Annotated in this window: 18 protein-coding genes; 15 read left to right on the top strand and 3 right to left on the bottom strand. The window is 71.9% G+C overall.

Annotated elements, in window-relative coordinates; genetic code table 11:
• The first annotated feature begins 11 nt into the window (after positions 1 to 11).
• Positions 12 to 1,163: a protein kinase family protein gene (locus tag ACZ6X9_RS00140; RefSeq protein WP_469775671.1), complete on the top strand. Its 1,152-nt coding sequence runs from the start codon at positions 12 to 14 to the stop codon at positions 1,161 to 1,163.
• Positions 1,163 to 3,367, top strand: coding sequence for a protein kinase domain-containing protein (locus tag ACZ6X9_RS00135; protein WP_469775670.1), 2,205 nt, complete (start codon positions 1,163 to 1,165; stop codon positions 3,365 to 3,367). The genes ACZ6X9_RS00140 and ACZ6X9_RS00135 overlap by 1 nt, the downstream gene beginning before the upstream one ends.
• A gap of 202 nt (positions 3,368 to 3,569) precedes the next feature.
• Here the strand turns inward: ACZ6X9_RS00135 and ACZ6X9_RS00130 are convergent, their stop codons facing one another.
• A complete protein-coding gene (locus tag ACZ6X9_RS00130) occupies positions 3,570 to 4,358 on the bottom strand; it encodes a hypothetical protein (RefSeq protein ID WP_469775669.1) in 789 nt (262 codons plus the stop codon).
• Entirely contained in the window at positions 4,358 to 5,614 is a 1,257-nt protein-coding gene (gene eccE, locus ACZ6X9_RS00125) for a type VII secretion protein EccE (RefSeq protein WP_469775668.1), read from the bottom strand. The genes ACZ6X9_RS00130 and eccE overlap by 1 nt, the downstream gene beginning before the upstream one ends.
• Positions 5,615 to 5,883: 269 nt before the next feature.
• Here eccE and eccB point away from each other — a divergent pair, with 269 nt between their 5' ends.
• From eccB to ACZ6X9_RS00090, 7 genes are all read left to right on the top strand, one after another.
• Positions 5,884 to 7,425 carry a type VII secretion protein EccB gene (gene eccB / locus ACZ6X9_RS00120; RefSeq protein ID WP_469775667.1) on the top strand — a complete coding sequence of 514 codons (1,542 nt, stop codon included), beginning with the start codon at positions 5,884 to 5,886 and terminating at the stop codon, positions 7,423 to 7,425.
• A gap of 14 nt (positions 7,426 to 7,439) precedes the next feature.
• Positions 7,440 to 8,732, top strand: coding sequence for a type VII secretion-associated serine protease mycosin (mycP, locus tag ACZ6X9_RS00115; RefSeq protein WP_469775666.1), 1,293 nt, complete (start codon positions 7,440 to 7,442; stop codon positions 8,730 to 8,732).
• A 164-nt stretch (positions 8,733 to 8,896) separates the two neighbouring features.
• A complete protein-coding gene (locus tag ACZ6X9_RS00110) occupies positions 8,897 to 9,256 on the top strand; it encodes a WXG100 family type VII secretion target (protein ID WP_469775665.1) in 360 nt (119 codons plus the stop codon).
• Positions 9,257 to 9,307: 51 nt separating this feature from the next.
• Entirely contained in the window at positions 9,308 to 9,589 is a 282-nt protein-coding gene (locus ACZ6X9_RS00105; protein ID WP_469775664.1) for a WXG100 family type VII secretion target, read from the top strand.
• A 122-nt stretch (positions 9,590 to 9,711) separates the two neighbouring features.
• Entirely contained in the window at positions 9,712 to 10,215 is a 504-nt protein-coding gene (locus tag ACZ6X9_RS00100) for a hypothetical protein (RefSeq protein ID WP_469775663.1), read from the top strand.
• A gap of 18 nt (positions 10,216 to 10,233) precedes the next feature.
• Complete coding sequence (locus tag ACZ6X9_RS00095) at positions 10,234 to 11,727, top strand: WXG100 family type VII secretion target (RefSeq protein WP_469775662.1); 1,494 nt, start codon at positions 10,234 to 10,236, stop codon at positions 11,725 to 11,727.
• A 44-nt stretch (positions 11,728 to 11,771) separates the two neighbouring features.
• Positions 11,772 to 13,109 carry a S8 family serine peptidase gene (locus ACZ6X9_RS00090; protein ID WP_469775661.1) on the top strand — a complete coding sequence of 446 codons (1,338 nt, stop codon included), beginning with the start codon at positions 11,772 to 11,774 and terminating at the stop codon, positions 13,107 to 13,109.
• Between the two features lie 73 nt (positions 13,110 to 13,182).
• Here ACZ6X9_RS00090 and ACZ6X9_RS00085 read toward each other — a convergent pair whose 3' ends face one another.
• A complete protein-coding gene (locus tag ACZ6X9_RS00085) occupies positions 13,183 to 13,413 on the bottom strand; it encodes a DUF397 domain-containing protein (protein ID WP_469775660.1) in 231 nt (76 codons plus the stop codon).
• 261 nt (positions 13,414 to 13,674) lie between these two features.
• Between ACZ6X9_RS00085 and ACZ6X9_RS00080 the strand changes: the two genes are divergently transcribed.
• From ACZ6X9_RS00080 to ACZ6X9_RS00055, 6 genes are read left to right on the top strand one after another with little or no spacing between them, the layout of a single operon-like run.
• On the top strand, positions 13,675 to 15,426 hold the full coding sequence (locus tag ACZ6X9_RS00080; protein WP_469775659.1) for a YwqJ-related putative deaminase: 1,752 nt from the start codon (positions 13,675 to 13,677) through the stop codon (positions 15,424 to 15,426).
• A 44-nt stretch (positions 15,427 to 15,470) separates the two neighbouring features.
• Positions 15,471 to 15,947, top strand: coding sequence for an SUKH-3 domain-containing protein (locus ACZ6X9_RS00075; RefSeq protein WP_469775658.1), 477 nt, complete (start codon positions 15,471 to 15,473; stop codon positions 15,945 to 15,947).
• Complete coding sequence (locus ACZ6X9_RS00070; protein WP_469775657.1) at positions 15,940 to 16,329, top strand: YwqJ-related putative deaminase; 390 nt, start codon at positions 15,940 to 15,942, stop codon at positions 16,327 to 16,329. The genes ACZ6X9_RS00075 and ACZ6X9_RS00070 overlap by 8 nt, the downstream gene beginning before the upstream one ends.
• A complete protein-coding gene (locus tag ACZ6X9_RS00065) occupies positions 16,326 to 17,306 on the top strand; it encodes an SUKH-3 domain-containing protein (protein ID WP_469775656.1) in 981 nt (326 codons plus the stop codon). Before ACZ6X9_RS00070 ends, ACZ6X9_RS00065 begins: the two co-directional genes overlap by 4 nt.
• 44 nt (positions 17,307 to 17,350) lie before the next feature.
• Complete coding sequence (locus tag ACZ6X9_RS00060; protein ID WP_469775655.1) at positions 17,351 to 17,944, top strand: SUKH-3 domain-containing protein; 594 nt, start codon at positions 17,351 to 17,353, stop codon at positions 17,942 to 17,944.
• Positions 17,945 to 17,984: 40 nt separating this feature from the next.
• Positions 17,985 to 18,911 carry a contact-dependent growth inhibition system immunity protein gene (locus ACZ6X9_RS00055; protein WP_469775654.1) on the top strand — a complete coding sequence of 309 codons (927 nt, stop codon included), beginning with the start codon at positions 17,985 to 17,987 and terminating at the stop codon, positions 18,909 to 18,911.
• The last annotated feature ends 55 nt before the right edge of the window (positions 18,912 to 18,966 follow it).

Raw genomic sequence — 18,966 nt, 5'->3', positions numbered from 1 at the left:
GAGTGGCCGGAATGGAACCGTCGCGCCCGGGAGATCCCGGGTGGATCGGCCCGTACGCGGTGCTGGGCCGGCTCGACGCCCGGACGGGCGACGTCCCGCCTGCGGAACACCGGTTCGTCGCCCGCTCCGCGGACGGGGACCGCACGGTGCTCGTCGGCACGCCCCTGGAGGGCGCCGACCCGGAACGCTTCCGGGCCGAGGCGGAGGCCGCGCGACGGCTGTTCGGCCCGTGGACCGCCGTGGTGGACGACATCGGCGCGACCGGAACCGGAGACGCCGAAGGCACGGGCGGAACCGGAGGCATGGAAACCGCGAGCGGTGCCGGGGACCCCGAAGGCGCGGGCGGCCGGGCACGTTCCGGAATTCCGCTGCTCCCGGACGGCCCGGGGAGTGGCGCCGGTGCGGAACGCCCGGGCGGCCCCCTCGTCTGGTACACCTCCCCGTACCTGCCCGCCCTGCCGCTGCCCGCCGCGCTCGCCGCGCACGGCGGCCCGCTGCCCGAACGGACCGTCCGTGCCCTCGGCACCGCCCTCGCCGAGGCCCTGGCCGCCGTGCACGCGACGGGCACGGCACACGCCGGAATCTCCCCCGCGGCCGTCCTGCTGACGGCCGACGGACCGCGCCTCACCGGCTACGGCGCGGTGCGCGCCGCGACCCGGGCGGGAGCCGACGGCGCCGGCCCCCTCGGCCTCGCCCCCGGCACGGTTCCCCCTGAGCAACTGGCCGGCGCGCGCCCCGAGCCGCCGGGCGACGTCTTCGCCCTGGGCGCGGTCCTGGCCTACGCGACGACGGGTCACACCGTGCCCGAACGCGACGAACTCCCCGCCGGCCTGCGCACCCTGATTTCCGCCTGTCTCTCCCGCGACCCCGCCCACCGCCCGTCCGTCTCCGGCCTCCTGGACGGACTCCCCACCGCCCCGCCCGGCTTCGGACCCGCCCCCGCGGGTTTCGGGCCGCCGCCCGTCATGGGCGGTCCGCGGGCCACCGTCCCCGACGGCGGGCCCGGCCGGGCGGCGGCGCTCCTTGCCCCCGGCTGGCTGCCGCCCCGGGTGGTCGCCGCGCTCGTCCGGCAGTCCGCCGCCGTCCTCGCCGCGGAACCGGTGCGCCCGGCGGCGCCACTCCACCCCCACCCGTCCCTCTCACCCCACCGCGGACCGTCCTGATGCATCTGCCCCTTCAGCACGACGATCCGCGGCAGCTCGGCCCCTACCGGCTCGTCGCCCGACTGGGCGGCGGCGGGATGGGGACGGTGTACCTGGCCCGCTCCGCGAGCGGGCGGACGGTCGCGCTCAAGGCCGTGCACCCCCGGTTCGCGTCCGATGAAACGTTCCGCGCCCGGTTCCGGCTGGAATCCGACGCCGCCCGGGTGATCGGCGGGGAGTACGGGGCCGGGGTCGTCGACGCCGACCCGTTCGCGCCCCAGCCCTGGCTGGCGACGGAGTACGTCCTCGGCCCGCCGCTGGACGAGGCCGTGGAACTGTGCGGCCCGCTCCCCGAGCCCACCGTACGGGCGCTCGGCGCCGTACTGTGCCGGGCGCTGGCCCAGTTGCACCGCTCCGACGTCGTCCACCGGGACCTCAAGCCGTCCAACGTCCTCGTCACCGTCTCCGGCCCGAAGGTCATCGACTTCGGCGTGGCACGGGCGCTCGGCGACGGCCGGCTGACCCGGCTCGGCGCCGCGGCCGGCACCCCCGCCTACATGTCACCCGAACAGGCGGCGGGCGCCGAACACACCGCGGCGGGCGACGTGTTCGCCCTCGCCGGCCTCCTCGTCTTCGCCGCGACGGGCCACGCCCCGTTCGGCGGCGGCCAGGCCGCGGACCTCCTCTACCGGGTGCGTTACGCGGCCCCCGACCTGACCGGCCTGCCCCCGGCCCTCGCCCCCGCGCTGGCCCGCTGCCTGGACAAGGACCCCGCCCGCCGCCCCTCCACCGGCGAACTGGCCGGGCTGCTGGGCGGCACCGACGACTTCACCGAGGCCCTCCCCGACGCCCTCCTCGCCGACATCGCCCGCCGCGCCACCGAGGTCTGGCGCATCCAGCCCCACCGGCTGCCCGCACCCCCCGACCTCACCCCGGAGGCCGTCACCGGCCCCCGGCCCGGACTCTCCCGGCGCCGCCTCCTCGGCATCGCCGGCGGCTCCACCCTCGGCGTGGCGACGGCCGGCGTGGGCGGCCTGCTCTGGTGGAACGGCCGCGACAAGACCGACCGGCCCGCCGCACGCCCCACTCGTCCGACCCGCCCCGCCGGCGTCCCGGCGAGGGCCACCTGGTGGGCCCGCCTGCCCGCCATCGACGCCGGCCGCCCGCCGCTCGTCGTCGGCGACCTGGTGGCGGTGAAGTCGGGCTCGGGCCTGGTGGCCCTGGACGCGCGGACCGGCTCGACACGGTGGACGGCTTCGACGATCAAGGAGTCCTACGAGTTCACGACGGACGGTTCCCGCGTCTACACCTACGCCCCCGGTGGCTCCTCCACGATGGGGCTGAAACTCTTCGCCGTCACCGACACGGGTTCCCTGGAGATCGTCGCCGGCCCGTTCGGCGACCTCTCGTCGGCGACCCTCGCCGCCCAGCCCGTGGCCGCCGCCGACGGAGTCGTGTACCTCGCCGCCCGCAAGGGCAACGACCCGGACAAGAGCGACAACTGGCTCTTCCTGGCCGTGGACGTCAAGACGGGCAAGGAGCGCTGGCGAAAGCCGTTCACGTCCTCCTACCTCCCCGGTTGGACGGACAACAGCGCGGCCGGCGCGGTGATCGGCCGGCACTTTGTCTACGCCCGGACCGGCTACGCGGACGACCCGAGCGTCCTCAAGTCCCGTGACACGGCCGACGGCCGCGATGAGTGGGCCTGGTCCCTGTCACGGCAGGCCGGCAAGGACTTCGTGGCCAACGGCCGGGTGACGGTCGACGACCGGCGCGCCTACGCCGCCGGAACCGTCGTGCTCGCCGTCACCCTGTCCGACGGCAAGCGGGCGTGGGAGTTCGGCAAGGGCCGCGACACGGGCGACGCGTCCCCGGACTCCGACCCTTACGGCGCGCCGGTGGTCAAGGACGGGGTGGTGTACGTGGCCGAAGGCACGCGCGGCGTCGTCGCCCTGGCCGCGGACACCGGCAAGCTCCTCTGGGAGACGCCCTTCTCCGGCATGTCACCCGGCTACGGCCTCCCGGTGGCCGGACGGAAGTACCTCTACGTGCCCGCGACGGACGGGGCACGCGACCAGATCCGGGCCGTCGACCTGCGCACCCACCGGATCGCCTGGTCCGTGGACGTACCGGGCCGCATCGGTGCCCCGCCCGTGGCCCACGAACGAGCCGGCCGGCTCGTCTGGACGGCGGGCGACTACGTGTGCGCCCTGCCCCTCGAATAGGGCCGCGTCCCCGGGGGCGAGCCGCCCCGGCGACGCTCCTCCGGCGCGGCCCGGTGAGGAGCTCCCGGACACGCGCTCCCGGCCGCCCGCGGCCCGCCCGGAGCCCACCGGTTCCCGGGCCCCCTCGGGCAGGAGGCGGCGGGGGCACCGTCCGGACCGCCGCGCGGCACCGCCCCCGCCCTCGCTGCGATCCCAGCGCGGCTCACTCCAACCGCCGCGCCGCTCCCAGCAGTCCCGCCTCCGGTTCCGTCGGCGAGGTGGTGACGTACGTGCGGGACGTCCGCGTACACCACAGGGTGACGCCGTCGGGGAGGGTGGAGAGGGCCTCCATGTCCTCCCGGGGCAGGCTCATGGTGCGGCCGATCTCCACGGCCTCCTCGGGGGCGACGCGCTGGACGCCCACGAGGTCCGCCTGGGACATCAGGCGCGCGGTCGTGGGACCGGGGTAGGGGAGGAGGGTCAGCACCGGCTGCCAGGGCGCGGAGCGGACCCGGCCCAGGGGCGGGCGTATGCCACAGTCGCGGACGATCAGGACAGGGCTGAGCACCGAAGGACCCTGCGGCGGGACACGGCCCACATCGTGCAGGGTGATGGACTGCTGGCCGGTGTTGGCCGCCTGCGCCAGCGCCGTCCACACCTGCGGACGACCGCTCTCCACGGCGACCCGGGCACCCGTGCCCACCGCGCGCAACGCGACGACCTGCGCCGTCCACGCACCGCCCACCAGGACCACGTCGAACGCCGCCGGCCGGACCAGCCCCAGCACGGCCGGGGCACCCTGGGCGTCCGTGCCGACGACCACACCGTCGTCGCCGACGGGCAGGCCGAGCTCGGCGAACCGGTCGGGGGCCGGCTCGTGCCGCTCACGCCGGGGACCGAGCAGCCCGAAGCCGGGGGCCGGGCGACGGGCCGAGGGCCGTGCGGGCCCCGGAGGGGCGGGCGCGACGGGCGGCTGCGGGGCGACCCGGCGCGCTCTCGACAACAGGCCCATCAGCGCGTCCCTCCCAGCGGCAGCGTGGCGAGGACACCCGGCACCTGCTCGTGGTCCAGCCGGACCAGTCCGACCTTCACCCCGCGGGCCGTCCGCTCCAGCTCCCGCCGGACCTCGCCCAGTTCGTCCGCGCTGCGTCCGCACACCCGTATGTGCCCGCTCAGGGTCGGCACGAGCCCGCCTTCCTGGGCGCGACCGCGGCCCAGCGTCAGGCTCAGCGTCGTGGACAGCGCGGGCAGCGACGTCAGCAGCGCGGCGAGCTGCGGCAGCGACGCCGCGCCGGAACCCAACGGGGGCCAGCGGCCCACCCAGTACGCGGTGTGCCAGCGGTCGTCGCACCGCCACGTCCGGGACGTCTCGGCGGTCCGCCGGGCGCCCGTGCCGGACCGGCTCGCCTGGGCCGTGGCGGCCGGGTTGACGTTCGCGGCGGTCGACAGGGCCGACTCCAGCTCGTCCTCCGACAGCACGACCGACCGGAAGCCGGCGCTCCGCAGCCGGCTCGTCAACTGGTCCGCCGCGCGCAGCGCACACCGCCGGGCCCCCGCGACACCGCCGCCCCGGGCCGCGACGGCCTCCGGGCACAGCTCCGGATCCAGCTTGAGCGCCACCCAAGTCATCCGGACCGCGGGGGCACCCGTCAACACCTGCAGCGGCGCGTAGTTCCGCGCCGCGAGGGCCTGGGCGGACAGATGCGGGGCGGGGGAGGGCAGCGTGCTCTGCACCACCTGCACCGACTCCAGTCGCACGTCCGCCGTGTCCAGCGCGTCCCGCAGCAGGTCCAGCGGCAGGGCCTTCTCCACCCGGCGCGGACGCAGCGGCTCGTCCACCGTCTCGACCCGGAGGACGACGGTCACGAACGTCCCGTCACCGACCACGCCTATCCGCCGGCCCTCCCGGTCCGTGAACGACTCCACGCGCAGCGCCGGTTCGCACTCCACGAGCGGGGCCAGGGCGGGCGCGACATCGGCGGCCGCCGCACCGGCGGCACCGCGCGTACGGCGGCGCAGGGCGAGGACGGCACCCAGCCACTCCGGCACCGGCCGCTGCCGCCGCCGCGCGAGCGCCAACACCGCGAGGACGACGGCCACTCCGCCGGCGGGCGCGGCCAGCAGCGGATCGACGGCGTACCCCACGAGCACCAGTGCCGCCGCCACCTCCAGCAACACGAGCTGCTGCAACCGCACCGGACCCAGCCGGCCCGGCTCGGACCGCCGGCGCACCACCGTGGCCTGCGCCGATCGCACCGCGGACGCCATGGCCGCGCACCCCCTCACCCTCGTCGGACCGCCGTGGAACCGCGCTCCGGCCCCAGCGCCGGAACGGGCGCGACACGGCCGCCGCGGGCCCGTGCCCGCGCGGTGACCGCACCCGGACGGCGGAACCGGATCGTCAACAGGCATAGTAGGGGGCCGGTCTGACAACGCGGACCGAGGGCAGGTCCGACCAGCGGGTCCGGCCGGTACCGACGGCCGGCCCGGCGGCGGGCCCCGGACGGGACCCGGCGACGGGGGGAGTACTTCGGCACATGGCAACACGGCGGGACGAGCTCAACGCGTACACCTTCGCGCGCAAGCGCATGGTCGCCGCGTTCCTGCGGCCCTCGGCGGCGGCAACGGACGAGGCGGCGCCGCGCCCGGTGCGCGCCGTACTGCCCGGAATCGTCGTCGGGGCGCTCGTCCTGGCGGGATTCGGCGCCTGGGGCATCTTCAAACCCAAGGCACCGGCCGGCTGGTCGGAGCCGGGGGCGCACGTCATCGTGGGCAGCAAGTCGACCACCCGGTACGTCGTCCTCAAGACGAAGGACACCAAACGCCTGCACCCGGTGCTCAACTTCTCCTCCGCGAAGCTGCTGCTCAAGCCGGAGAAGTCGTCGGTGATCAAGGTCGAGGAGTCCGAACTCGACAACGGGAAGATACAGCGCGGCCCCACGCTCGGCATCCCGTACGCCCCCGACCGGCTCCCCGACGCCAAGGACGCCGGCAAGGAGAAGAGCTGGGCCGTCTGCGAACAGCCCGGCAGCGGCGGCAAGACGGTGCAGAAGGCCGTCTTCCTCCTCGCCGACCGCGACGCCGCCAAGGTCGGCGGCAGCCGCAAGCTGCGCGACGGCCAGGCACTGTACGTCGAGGGGCCCACCGGAGACCGCTACCTGATCGACCCCGGCGGCACCAAACACCTCGTCGGCCTGCCCGACGGCGACCACCCGTCCCCCCGCGACCAGGTGCTGCGCCGCTCCCTGTTCAGCGAGGGCGCGCGGCCGCAGAAGGTCGACAAGGAGTGGCTGGCCACCCTGCACGAGGGCACCCCCATCACCTTCCCCCGGCTCCCCGGCCGAATCGGCGCCCCCGCGGGCGCCGGCAGCCTCGAACCGCGACTGAACCGGGTCGGCACCGTCATCCGCGCCGTGGCCGGCAAGAGCATGCAGCACTACGTGGTGCTCCCCGGCCGCGTGGCACCCGTCTCCGACCTCGTCGCCCGGCTGCTGCTCACCAGCCCCGAAGCGGTGGCGCTGCACCAGAACGCGCGGGCGGAAGAGGTCGGTCCGCAGTCCTTCACCTCGTCCCCCGACTGGTTCTACGGCCAGTACAACTGGCCGGGCCTCGTCCCGACCCAGGTCAACGACGAGGGCACCGGCGTCCGCACGGTCTGCAACGTGATGCACGGCGTGGACGGCAAGGGCGTGCCCCGGCTCACCACCTGGGCCGGCCCCAACTACCCCGTCGAGATCGTGGACGGCGCCACCAGCGCCTACGTCACCCCGGGCAGCGGTCTGCTCTACCGCCAGATCAACGGCTCGTCCACAAGCGTCGGTTCGCTGTTCCTGGTCACCGACACCGGGCTGCGGTACGCCGTCCAGACCAACAACGACAGCAGCGCGGGCCGGTCGGGCATCGGCGAGGACGACAAGCCCAAGACGCCGGAGGAGCGGGCGGCCCAGGCCAACGAGGCGCAGATCCGGCTCGGCTACAAAGAGGTCAAGCCGGTGCCGGTGCCGGACAACTGGTCCGCCTTCCTGCCCAAGGGGCCGAGGCTGGACGTCAACAGCGCCGGTCAGCCGCAGAGCTCGTGAGGGGGGATCGTCCGATGACGGTGCCGGGAACGACGGTGCTGAGAACGGTCGCGCTGCCCGTCGTGGCCGTGGCGACGGCCCTGGCGTCAAGCGTGGGCATGGGGGCGGCCGAGGCGCGCGCCGGGGAGGGCGTGGGGGTGGCCGAGGCGCGCGCCGGGGAGCCGGCCGCACTGACCCTCGACGGCAACGGCGAATGCACCTTCCCGATGAGGCAGCAGATATCGGGCATGCCGTGGGCCCTGCAACGCGTCGTCTTCGACCGGCTCTGGCAGGACACCAAGGGCAAGGGCGTCCGGGTGGCCGTCATCGACACCGGCGTCGACATCGAAAACCCCCAGCTCACCCCGGCCGTCGACCGTTCCGCCGGACTGGACCTGCTCCCGAAGGACAAGAACGTCCCACAGGAGAAGGGCATCCGCACCGACGGCACCACCGACCTCGTCGGCCACGGCACCAAGGTGGCGGGCATCATCGCCGCCCGCCCGCGCGAGGGAACGGGATTCGTCGGCCTCGCCCCCGAGGCGACGATCATCCCCATCCGGCAGAACGACGAGAAGGGCACCGGCACCGAGCGCACGCTCGCCACCGCCATCCGCCACGCGATCCGCCGGCACGCCCGCGTCATCAACATCTCCCAGGACACCGCGAAACCGCTGCACGCCGACTCGGAGCTCGCACTGGCCGTCCGCGAAGCCCTGAACGAGGACATCGTCGTGGTCGCCTCGGCGGGCAACGACGGACTCCAGGGAAAGGTGAAGAAGACCTACCCCGCGGCGTATCCGGGAGTTCTCGCGGTGGCCGCTTCCGACCGCAACAACGAACGCGCGCCCTTTTCCCAGTCCGGCGATTTCGTCGGCGTGGCCGCCCCCGGTGTGGAAATGGTTTCCACTGTTCCGAAGGGCGGCCAATGCGTGGACAGCGGCACGAGTTTCTCGGCACCCTACGTCGCCGGAATCGCGACACTCCTCCGCGCGAAACACCCGAACTGGAAACAGCACCAGGTCGTGGCGCAGATCGAGCAGACCGCGGAAAGGGCCGTCAAGGGCCGCGACGACTTCGTCGGCTGGGGCGTGGCGGATCCGGTGCGTGCCCTGACCGAGGACGACCGCCCCGTCGACGCCCCGGTCCCGGACCGGGCCGTCTCCGCCGGCCGGGCCGTACCGCGGGCGGCCCCGCTGACCATCGGCGAGACGCCGCGCGAACGGGACGAACGCCTCGCGACGTACGCGCTGATAACGGCCGGAGTGCTGATCGCGGCCGTCGCCGGAACGGCGGTCGCGCTGCGGGATCGCCGCCGACGTGGTTGATGTCTGGACCAATGGCCACTCCATGCGTGTATGACACGTGCGCGAACTCACGTCAATGACATACCGGTTGGACGCGATCGTGGGAGTGGCTAGAGTGGCAGCCGACAACATCGGTCCGATGCAAAGGGGAGTCGAGCGAACGGCTCCCACAGAACATCCGATTCATGGGGGGTAGGTGCACAATGGGCGACAAGCTTCGGCTTGACGATGGGAATCTCGATTCCCTGATCAAGGACCTCGGGCACATGCACGACACGCTCGAAGCGAAGATCAACAGCCTCGCCGGTGTGGTGCACGCGGTCGAGGGCGTGTGGAAGGGCGACGCCGCCCGGGCCTACCACGGCCTGCAGTCGCGGGTGAACGACGACGTCCGCAAGCTCAAGGACCTCCTCGCCTTCACCAAGGAGGCCATGGAGGCCAGCCGCCAGGGCTTCACCCAGGAGGAGGCCGAGCGCCTCAACAGCTTCAAGGGCATCGGCGAGGGCGGCGCCTCCGGCGTGCTGGGCCGCTTCCAGGTCTCCTGACCGGCCCTCATCCCAGGTCCCGGCACCCGATCCGTCAGGAGAAGAGCACTCATGGAGATCACGTACTCCGCCGTCACCCAGGCCGCGAACCAGGTGAAGTCCACCGCCAACACCATCCACTCCCAGCTCGAGTCGCTCGACGCGCGCGTCAAGGCCGTCGTCAGCCACTGGGACGGTGAGACCCGCGAGGCCTTCCACGCCCGTCACCAGGGCTGGGACGCCAACGTCAAGGACATGCACCAGACCCTCCTGCAGATCGCGACCAAGCTGCACGAGGCCGTCGAGGGCTACGGCAGCAACGACCGCCGCCAGGCGGCCCGCTTCGGCCACTGAGGCGCGTCCGCGCACTCGTTCTCCGTCCGTGGGCGCGGATGCGGCAGACCGCAGACCGCGCCCACGGGCGTTTTTCTTAGGTTCACCACGCACAGGGCACTTCTTCAACAGGGGGTCGACTCATGGGGTCCGGGGATCCGGCACAGCACGGCGGGGGCGGTGGCAGGCCGTCGGATCTGGATGTAGGTGACGAGGACAACCTCCAGGGCCTGAAGAAACGTGTGGACGGCCTGATCGACAAACTGGACAAGTCCGCGGCCTCACACAAGACCATCGCGGCCCAGAAGGTCGCCATGGAGGCGTTCGGGACCTTCGACGAGGCGAAGGCCTTGTTCTCGCAGTACGACAGGATCCACCAGCGGCTGGAACTGCTCTCCCGGATGCTGGGCGACCAGTTGCAGGCCATGAGCCTCACGGCGGACATGGCCGACCGCGACTACAAGAACGTCGACCGCGAACACTCCGAACGGCTCGCCGCCATCCAGAAGCGATCCATCGCCAACTGGGAGCAGCAGCAGAAGCTGAAGCAGGAGGACGAGCGGAACAGGCAGCACAAGGACCACAAGCCCGGAGACCACCCCGGGCAGGGCGGGGGAGAGGAATCCTCCGACCAGGCCACACCGTGATACGGGGGGAGGAAAATCATGAGTGATGGTTCCACCAGTGTGGAGTCGATGTCCTACGAGTCCATCTACTACTCCTTCATCCATGCCAAAGGCGAGGAACTCAGCCACAAGGGCCACGCCTTGGAGGAGGCCAAGAAGGACCTCGACCACATCGGCGACGAACTGAAGAGACACGTCGGCCGGACCGAGTGGAAGGGCGAAGGCGGCGAAGCTTTCCGCGAATGGGGAGACGCCTTCGCCAAGCAGATCATCAAGCTCGCCCACGTCGCTCAGACGACCGGGCGCGAGATGATCGACGCCGGCGGAAAAATCAAACACGTCGTGGACCAGGTCGCGCGGACGCCCCTCGACCAGGTCTCACAGTGCTACGCGGACGCGGACAAGGAACAAGCCCGCATCAAGGCGGTGACCGACCGGCGCAAGCAGGTCATCGAGGCGGCCAAGTCGGCGGCGAATCAGTGCGCGACGGCGAATCGCATACTCGAGGGGCTGGAGATTCCGGAGTTCCGGCCGATGCCGGCGGATGCAGTGGGCGGTCAGGACCTGACGGCCGGCTGGAGCAAGCCGGAACCCGCGTCCGGCGGGGGAGTCGGTGGCCCTTCGGGCGGCGCGGGCTCCGGTGGCGGTGGAGGCGCCGCTGCGGGCAACGGAGGGGGCGGCGCAGGCGGAGGCGGCGCGGCTTCACACGTGCCGCCGGTGGGAACACCCGACACCTCGCCCGTCGACGTGCCCCCTCCTCACGGCACCGGCTCGGGACCGGGGCCGGTCCACGACCCTGCGGGCGATCGGGGCGACTCGGGCACCCGGATCGACGGCAGTGCGCCGCCGGTCGTGTCCACCCCGCCACCGAGCGGCTCCAGCGCGCCGTCGTTCCCGGACCACAACCGTTCCGGTGGCACTCCCCCCTCTTTCCCCACCGGCCCTTACCCGATGCCGCCGACGCTTCCGCAGAAGAGTCATTGGCCGCGTCCTGGCACGGACGGGCCCGCACCCGGCCGGAACGCAGGACCCGTCCCCGGATTGCCGGGCGGCGCAGGGCGCAATGGCCGTGTCGGCGAAGTAGGGAGCGTTCCGCCTCCGCCAACGCGACGGGCCGATCCGGGCATCGTCGGTGGCACGCCCGTGCAGGGGCGGCCGGGCGCTTCGTCCGCGAGAGGGGCGGCGCGTGGAACGGTGATCGGCGGAGAGTCCCAGCAAATGGGGCGCGGCATGATGGGTATGGGCTCTCCCGGCTCGCTCGGGGCCGGGACGCCTGCGAGAGGATCCGCCGGAGCCTCTCGACGCTTCGCCTCCGAGCCAGGTGGCGTCGTGAGCGGCCCGTCGGGAGCTCGGGGCGCGCAACGCGAGTTCACACCAGGGGGGAGCGGGCTCGTCCGAGGGGGACCCGTGGCCGCTCGGGACGACAAGTCACGGAAAGACGCCAAGAATTCCAAGGCCGCCGGGTACTTGACGGAGGATGAGGAGACTTGGAACCCCGGCGAGGCCGGTAACATCCCTCCGGTCATTCAGTAGCTCGAAGACACGCATCGGATGGTGGACAGAGAACCGTGAGAAGGATGAAAACCGGAGGCTTTGGCGGGCGAGCTCTGACCGTGGTCTTCGCGATCGGTTCTCTGCTCGCCTTCGGCACGGCGCCGGCCGGTGCCGAGCCGGTGCGTGAACGCCAGTGGTATCTGGAAACGATGCAGGCCGAGAAAATGTGGAAGGTCGCCACTGGCAAGGGCATTACGGTCGCAGTCGTCGACAGCGGTGTTCGCTCGTCTCAGCCCGGCCTGGAAGGGCGGGTCAGCACCGCTCCCAGCTTCGCTGCGACTCCGGATGACGAGAGCGGAAACAAGGTCCCTCACGGCACGGCGATGGCCACTCTCATCGCCGGGAAAGGTGAGGGAGAGCATGACGTACGCGGACTCGCTCCGGATGCCCGGATCCTCTCCGTGAAGGTCGGGGACGAGAAGCCCAAGACCGACCGTCTCATCAAGGGGATTCGGTATGCGGCGGACAGCGACGCGCGAATCATCAACATTTCGATGGGCACCGCACAGGCCGGACTGACCCCGAGGCTGGAGAAGGGGCTCCGCGACGCGGTGGCCTATGCCGTCAAGCGCGGCAAGATCGTCTTCGCTGCCAGCGGGAACGAGGGAGCGAAGGGCAACGCCATCGAGTTCCCGGCAGCGATCCCGGGGGTTGCGGCCATCACCGCGCTCGATGCCAAGTTGGCCATGGCCAAGTACTCGAACCACGGACCGCATGTGGCCTTCGGCGCGCCGGGGGAAAACGTGTTCCTCCCCTGTGACGCGCCGTCCGGCTACTGCCGGGGCGGGGGCACCAGTGAGGCCACCGCCGTGGCGTCCGCCAGTGCCGCCCTCGTCTGGTCCCTGCATCCCAAGTGGACCGGAAACCAGGTTCTGCGCGTCCTCATGGAGACCGCGGGCCGGCCGGCCAACGGCAAGGTACCCAGCGAATACGTCGGCTTCGGCATGGTTCGCCCGCGAGAGAACGTCCTGGAGAACAAGGGCAACCCCGGCCCCCCGGACGTCAACCCCCTCCTCGCCGCCGCCGACGGCAAGGACTCCGCGAAAAGCGTGAGCCCGAGCGCCCCCGTGACCCACGAACCCGCGGGTGCGACCGGCAAGAAGGACAAGCCCAAGGGCAAGGACGACAACCTGCCCTGGTTCATCGGCGGGGCCGCGGCCATCGTCGTGCCGGGGGCGGTGCTGGCGGCGCTGATGGTGCGTCGGAGCCGGCGCAAGGCCGAGGCGCGGAAGCGGCAGCAAGCACAGGCGCAGGCACTGGCACAGTCCGGCGCACCGGCGGTCGGCCCGTACGGCAGCACGACACCGGTGGAGCCCACGTACCCGGCCCACCCGCCGTACCCGCCGCAGAACGGCTCCTGAGCCGAGCGAGCGTGCCGCCGTACGCCGTGGCCCCTGCCGCCTCCCTCGGGAGGCAGCAGGGGCCACAGGCGTCTCACGTGATGTCGAACTCGCCGTCCCGCACCCCCAGCACGAACGCCCGCCACTCGCTCGCCGTGTACCGCAGCACCGTGTCCGGGTCCTCGGAGTTGCGCATGGCGACGGCTCCGCCCTCGAGGTAGGCGATCTCGACCCGCTCCTTGGTGGGGGTGTCGGGAGCGCTGAGCCATTCCACGCCGGAGATGTCCATGGCGTACAGCTCTTCCGTCTCACGCTGGGTGGCCATCAGAGGAGTTCCTTTCCGCACGGGTGACGAAACGCCGCGGGCCCACGCCTCCGGGCCCGCGGTCAGGCTACCGGCCGCCGGGCAGGTGTCACCGGGGCTTGCGGCAAGTCCCGCCGGACAGGCCGGAGGTGTGCGCTCCGCCACGGGCGATGAAATTGAGGCGCGGCAGGTTCTTGCCTAAGGTCAAGGCAGTTCGCTTCTTGACAGGGTTTGACGGGGGAAACAGAGATGGGAGTCGTCCTACCGGACAAATTGGCCTTCGTGCTCGATCTGATCGGCGTCAACTGGCCGAACGTCGACGAGGACGACTACCGCGACATGGCCAAGTCGCTGCGGAGCTTCGCGACCGACGTGGACAAGGGCCGGGGTGACTCCAACGTCGCCCTGAACCGGCTCGTCTCCACCAACCGCGGCGAGATGACGGAGGCCATCGAGGCACACGTCCGCAAGCTCAACGGCAAGCACCTCCACAACCTCGCCGAGGCCGGCCGGCTGCTCGCGGGCGGGCTGGACGCGGCGGCGGTCGTGGTCGCCGGTGCCAAGGGCGCGGCCATCGTGCAACTGACCATGCTGGCTGCGGAGGTGGCGACCGCACAGGCCGCAGCGCCGTTCACGCTGGGCTTCTCGGAGCTCGGCGCGCTGGGCGGGGTCGCTGCCACGCGCACGGTCGTGAAGCGCATCCTGAAGGGGGCGGCCGAGGCCGCCGTCCAGGAAGTGATGTCCGTGGTGACGGGGCCGGTCTTCGCGGCCCTGGACTCCATGACGCAGGACCTGGTCGTCCAGGTCGTCTCCGACGGCCTCGGCGCGCAGGACGGCATCGACCTCAAGCAGACGCTCCAGGCCGGCAAGGACAACCTGAAGATCGCGAGCGCGGGCGGCGGCGGGGGCGCCGGAGGCGGTCTCGTCCTCGCCAGTGCGGGCGGCGGGGGTGGCGGCTCCGGCGACCTCGTCTTCGACGAGCACGAGCACAACACCTTCACCGGCAAGGTGCACGACCACTCCAGACACCTCCACGAGAAGGGCGGGGAGCACCTCCGCACCTCCCGTCACCACTTCGGGCGCACTCGCGGCCGCGGCTCGCTGGCCAGGGCGATCGAAGAGGTCACCGAGAAGGCGATGCGGTCGCTGGGCGACGCCCACGGTCAGCTCAGAAAGCACCTCAACGACGTCGGAGACGGCCTGTCCGAGGCGGGCAAGGCCCAGAAGAAGCACGACAAGCACGTCCAGGAGGGCATGGACGGCGTCAAGAACCGCCACCCCGACCGGAAACCGGCGGACGGCTCCGGCGGCGCGGGCGGAGGACACGGCGGCAAGGGTGGCAGTGGTTCCGGAGGGGGCAATGCGGGTGGCAGTTCACAAGGCCATCCCATGGATCCGCAGCCGAACTGGCATGGGCGCACCGCGGGCGGCATGAAGCACTACCGTCGCCCGGCGCTGCGAGTCGACCACCTGAATGAGGATCAGCAGCATCACGCGTTGCGCCGGGAAGCACGAGAGCTGGGTGACGAGACCCAGAACGTATTCAAAGCCCGTCAGGCAGCGGGCAGTCAGGCCAGTAAGCTTGGTAAGTCGGACACAGGTAAGGACGGTCTCAAGAGCGGTTGCTCCGGTAGCCTCCTTCACAATGGTGTGATCACCTCCCACTCGAGCTTCTCGAAAAAGGACGGTATCGCGGAGCCTGATACCCATCCGGCTTTGAAAGCCATCTATGACAGAGTGCGCGATGAGATCAACGCGGAGGGCAAGCATCACGTGGGCGCCGGACACGGCCGATGTGCCGAAGTCGCGCTGATTTCCGACAGGCTTCATCAGCTCGACCCGACCGGACAGAAGATCCGAACACCCGAGCAGGTCCGCGAAGCCCTGGACGGCGCTGTCATTCATACGCAGCAGATAGGTGATCAACCGGCGAGGAAGCCAGGGGAGGAAAGTCTCCACCACGGTGACTACAAGCCGGCCTGTCGCTCGTGCAGACGTGCACTTCCCGTCATGGGTGTAAGGGCCCTCAAGTAATCGACCCGGTTGACGAAACCTCGCAAGGACCGCAAGGAGGCAGCATGCCGCCCAGAAAGAGCCCGGCTGAGATTGAGGCGTGGCTCCGTGACAACGGATGGTTTCCCGAGCGTGACATCGGTCAGGACGCCGATGACGCCATTGCCCGGCGGGAAGCGAACCTCCGCGAGCAGGGGTACCCGATGACGGCTCCCGCGACGGTTCGTGCATTCCTCCGCTCTTACGGGCTTCTTGAACTTCCGTACCCCAATGATCCGGACCTCGTGCTGTGTCTGAATCCTGAGTTGGCTTACCAGTACGACGGATCGGACATCGAGGAGCTCGCTCAGGGAATCGGCATGTCCGTCTTTCCTGTCGGTTACGAGACGGACGAAGGTGCGATCGTGGTGATGGATGAAGAGGAGCGCTTCTTCTACATCCACGACACCGGGTTTTATTACATGGGGCACGGGGTTCTCGATGCCCTGGCCACCCGTCTCGCCGGCGACGTTTTGCAGGACGCGGAGAATTTTTATGTCTGATGCCATCCCCGGCGTAGCCGCCAGCCTGCTCGTGCAAGGCAAGATCTTCAGCATGACCAACCTGTCCGGCCCGGGCACCCCCGACCTCCACCCGGCCGTACGGCACTTCTTCGACACGCTGCCCGTCGGGCTCCGCGAGCCCTACATCGGCTACTGCGCCGAATCCGCTCTCGTCTCGGACCAGTTCTGGGGGCTGGACGAGAGCCGTGGCGACGGTCGGAGTACCACCCTGGAGGAAGGGGCGCCGCATTTCGCCGGTGCGCTGATCATGTCGCGGAAGATCCGAGAGGAGGGCGACCCGGAGCACGGCGAGGTGACCCTCCCGTGCCGGTCCTGTACCGCTCTCCTCGACCGCCTGGGCGTGAGGATCAGTCGCCCATGAGCGGAAGAGGCCGCGAGGCCCTGTCAGCGGCGGGCTGGTCTCCCGACCGGGACGCCGGATACAACGCCTTGCACGGCATGCTGACGGCGGTGAGTACCGTCTCGCCGGACGGCACGGCGTCCTGGGAGCCCTTTCCGGCGGCGGAGAGCGCGCTCCGGTCGTTCCACGGGCTGACCGTGCGTCCGGTCGGGCCGGGGGCCGAGGTGGCGGCGCGCGGGTGTGTCGTCGACCCGGCGCGGGCCCGGTTCACCGTTCGCGCCGCGGTCGACTTCGGCCGGGAGATCGGGGTGCGGTTGTTCCCGCTGGGCGCCACGGACGCGGACACTCCGCTGCTCGTCGACGAGCGGGGGCGGCTGTTCGCCGCCGACACCGGTGGCTGGTGGGCCCTCGGGGAGTCGGTGGAGGAGGGCCTGACCGCGCTCGCCGAGGGACGTGCGCCGCGGCGGATCGCCGCCGCCGCGCACCAGTGGCCGCTCGGCCGCCTGCCGGACGAGGACGTGGTGGCCGACCTGGTCAAGACGGCCATGGTGCTCGTCTACGTCCTGCACCGGCACGGACTGCTCGCGACCCGGGCCGTGCGCTTCCGCGTCGTGGGCCTGCGCGGGCACGGGCCCGTCCGGCTGGACGAAACCTTCCGCCTCGCGGCGGGCTCGTTGGACGACAGCGCGGAGCGACTGCTCCAGGACGTCCGGGAGGCGATCGGTTCGATTCCCCTCGGGGCGGCCGAGAAGGCCGTCGAGCTTCTGCCCGGCATCTCCGGCAAGCGGCCGCACCCCGGAGTGACCTGCACCGTCTCGGCCGGCCGGCAGGGCGCCGAGGGCATCGGCGTGCGGCTGGCGGCGGAGGCCCGCACGGTCCTGGAGAAGGGGGACGGCCTCGCCGGCGCCCTCGGCGAACTGTCCGGTTACGCGGGCCAGCGCCCGCTCGGCCCCGCGGGCCGGCCGACGGCCGGCGCCGCCCCGGTCCCGAGCGCCTGACCGGGCGTCGAGAGGAGATCGCCCGTGCGGCAACGGGTGCGGCCATGACGGCAACAAGACCAGCCGGCGGCGACGGGCCGCCCAAGCCCCCCAAGCTCCCCAAGCCCCACGGATCAGCCGAGCCCCCCGAACCAGCCGAGCCCCCCGAACCAGCCGAGCCCCACGAGTCAGACGAGCCCCACCCGACCGAAGTCTGGCTCACCACCCACGGCTGGTTCCCCGGCCGCGACATCGGCGACGCCGCGCTCACGGCCCTCGTCGCCGAGCGCGTCCGGGACTTCCGCGACCAAGGCGAGGAACTGACTCTCACCGCGACCGCGAAAGCGTTCCTCCGGACGTATGGCACCCTGGTGCTGCCCCTCACCGACCTCGTGCGCCTGATCCTCGAGCCGAACGGCGGTCACGCCGAAATCGCCGAGGAGGTCGCGGAACTGGCCGCACACCTGGGGCAGCGCCTCTTCCCCGTGGGCTATGAGACGGACGAGGGCTCGGTCCTCCTCATCGACGAGACCGACCGCTTCTTCCTCGTCCACCCCTCCGGCACGTACTACCTCGGCACGGGCGTCCGGAAGGCGCTCGCCAACCGCCGCCGGTGCTCGGCCACCGACGCCTGGCGGTTCCCCCTCCGGGAGCCGTGAGGCGGACCCTCACCAAGCCCCCGACGTACCGGAGTCCCCGATGCCGACCCCCGCCCCCGAGCACCCCGACCGCACCCGCTCCCTGGACGAGCTCGAAGGCCGGTCCTGGGGGGATCCGCCGCCGGATGCCACGGCCCTCGTCGCCGCCGTGCACGCCTTGCGTCGCCGCCCCGTCGGCACCCTCACCGCCCAGGAGCTGGGGCGGCTGCTCGGACAGGGCGTCGGCGTGCCCCATCTCCTCCCGGTCGCCCTGGACACTCTCCGCCCCGGCCTCGCCGAGCTGACCGAGGGGGACACGGACCGACAGCCCGACGATGTCCTGCTCGCTGCCCTGCTCCGACTGGACGCGGGCGTATGGGCCGCCGCTCCCGAAGCCGCCCGCCGGATGGTCGCGCTCCTCGAGGAACTGACGGAGACGCCCGCCGCTCTCCACCGCGACATCGAGCGTTTCACCGCGGCCCTGCCGTCCGCCGTCCCCAAGCCCCGGCTGCTCCCGCCGGTGCCACCGCCCGCCCTGGGCGACTGGCTCCGCACCTGCGGCTGGACCCCCGGCCGCGACGTGGGCCCCTGGATCCGGGACCTCGTGGACGAACGCGTCGCCGGCGCCGCCCGCCACGGCCACGTACTGGACCCGCCCCCGGCCGCCCTCCGCTTCCTCGGCTCGTTCGGCCTCCTCGAACTGCCCTACCCGGAGACGCCGGAGATCCGGTGGATCGTCGACCCCACCGTCGGCTACGAGGGCGACACCGACGACATCGCCGCCTTCGCCACGGCCCTCGGCCGCCGCTTGTTCCCCGTCGGCGGCGAAACCTCCGAGGGCGGCCTCATCCTGATGGACGACCTCGGCCGGTGCTTCTACCAGCACTGGAGCGGGGACTACCACCTGGGCGACGACGCGTACGCGGCCTTCGCCACCCGTCTCGCCGGGACACCGCTGCCGGACGCGAGCCCCTTCTTCACGGCCTGAGGCGGAAGCGCGGCGCCCGAACCGCACCGCGCCCCCACCCGGCATCCTCCTACTC

It is taken from the genome of Streptomyces sp. NPDC052910, assembly GCF_055585605.1.
The sequence above is the reverse complement of the archived record's forward strand: the minus strand, read 5'-3'. Positions and strand labels throughout refer to the sequence as shown.